Annotated in this window: 3 protein-coding genes; all 3 read left to right on the top strand. The window is 40.4% G+C overall.

Going from position 1 to position 1,741, the window contains the following annotated elements; genetic code table 11:
* Positions 1-499 (top strand): DsbE family thiol:disulfide interchange protein (locus CXF78_RS16490; protein ID WP_102037389.1); only part of this gene is annotated, 499 nt, incomplete at its 5' end.
* Complete coding sequence (gene nrfF, locus CXF78_RS16485; protein ID WP_102037387.1) at positions 499-981, top strand: heme lyase NrfEFG subunit NrfF; 483 nt, start codon at positions 499-501, stop codon at positions 979-981. The genes CXF78_RS16490 and nrfF, both read left to right, overlap by 1 nt.
* A 60-nt stretch (positions 982-1,041) precedes the next feature.
* Complete coding sequence (locus CXF78_RS16480) at positions 1,042-1,581, top strand: TlpA family protein disulfide reductase (protein WP_102037388.1); 540 nt, start codon at positions 1,042-1,044, stop codon at positions 1,579-1,581.
* The last annotated feature ends 160 nt before the right edge of the window (positions 1,582-1,741 follow it).

Below are 1,741 nucleotides of genomic sequence, written 5' to 3'. Positions count from 1 at the left end.
TTTATACAAAGGATTATTTCTAAATCCTAAAGTGCTTGATTCTGCATTAGAAGGAAAGCCAGTTCCGGCTTTCCAACTTGAGCGCTTAGAAGTGCCTAGTGAAGTGTTAACTGAGAAAGATCTTCCAGCAAAAGTGTCTATGTTGAACTTTTGGGCAACTTGGTGTCCGGCATGTAAGTATGAACATCCTTATTTGATGATGCTGTCTAAACGTAACTTATTACCTATATATGGTATCAACTATCGTGACGAACGAGCATTAGCTGTAAAAGAGTTAACGACTCAAGGTGATCCATACACAGTTAACATCTTTGATAAAGATGGTCGCTTAGGTCTTGATCTTGGAGTTTATGGAGCACCGGAAACTTTTATAGTCGACCATAACGGTATTATTCGTTATCGCTATGCCGGTCCTATAGATCAAACAGTATGGACACAAACCTTGTATCCAATGATCCAGCAATTACAAGCTGAAGCTAAAGTCGATGGAGCATCGTAATGAAATTCATATTTAAAATGATGGTGGCTTGTACGAGTTTACTTTTAACTCTAACGGTAATGGCGACACCTGTTGATACTTATGAATTTCAATCGGCAGATAATCAACAAAGAGCATTGTCACTAGCACACCAATTGCGTTGCCCACAGTGTCAGAATCAAAACTTAGTCGATTCAAACTCTCCGGTTGCCCAAGATTTACGTCTTGAGGTGTATACCATGGTCGATAGTGGTAAGTCAGATTCAGAGATTATTGAATTTATGACCAGCCGCTATGGCGATTTTGTCTTGTACAATCCAAAGTTAGACTCGAAAACTTATATTCTATGGCTTGGTCCATTTGGGTTACTTGTTTTGGGTCTCTTTATTGGTTTTATCTTCGTGCGTAAGCAACGTATCCAGGCAACAGAATCGACAACCTTGTCGACAGAGCAACAAGCCGAGTTAGATGTGCTATTAAATCGTAGCAAGACAACTAAGTAACCGATTGGAGTATTAACCTTGAAACAGTGGTTTGCATTTATCTTCACTAGCTTCTTTCTTATGGGTACTGCAAGTGTGGCTAATGCATACCCCGGCATGCAAGCTGCGGCTAAGCAAACCTCTGAATCAACTCTCGAACGTATAAATATATTGCCGCAACCATTCCCAATTGCTCTGGTCGATTTTACTGATCTCGTTGGTCAGTCGGTTAACTTTGAACAATATAAGGGTAAAGTGGTTGTTGTTAATCTTTGGGCTACTTGGTGTCCACCGTGTGTAAGAGAACTTCCTGCACTCAATCGATTAAATCAAACTCTAAATGCAGAACATTTTGCATTATTGCCCATTTCTATTGATGCTGAAGCTGTGGCTATTGTGCAGCCATTTTTGGAGTCTCTTGGATTAGGCGAATTTAATTCGTATTTCGATCCGCAACAACAACTACGTGATGTCTTTCCGCTTGATACGATACCTGCAACATTTATCTTAAATGAGCAAGGTGAGCTGGTGGCCTATGTACGTTCGTATGTTGATTGGGATGATACAAGTGTGGCTACCTTCCTTGAACAGTTCCGTCAGAATGCTAAAAAAGTACAATAAACAGTCATAAAGTCGCTTTAAATATGAAAAGGGATCGCTTTTGGTGAAAAGATCGCCAAGCGATCCTTTTTTATTAAAAAAGGCCTTGCGCAAAAACGTGTGATGCCTATAATGCGCATCCACTGACACGGCAGACAGCGTAAGCGGTTAGCAAGTCAGA

Source organism: Shewanella sp. 11B5, from assembly GCF_002836795.1.
In the GTDB taxonomy this organism is placed as follows: Bacteria; Pseudomonadota; Gammaproteobacteria; order Enterobacterales; family Shewanellaceae; genus Shewanella; species Shewanella frigidimarina.
Note: the sequence above shows the minus strand (reverse complement) of the source record. Positions and strands in the feature narration are given on the sequence as shown.

Coding starts and splice junctions, on each gene's coding strand:
- nrfF (WP_102037387.1), top strand. CDS start 499: ATGAAATTCATATTTAAAATGATGGTGGCTTGTACGAGTTTACTTTTA.
- CXF78_RS16480 (WP_102037388.1), top strand. CDS start 1,042: ATGGGTACTGCAAGTGTGGCTAATGCATACCCCGGCATGCAAGCTGCG.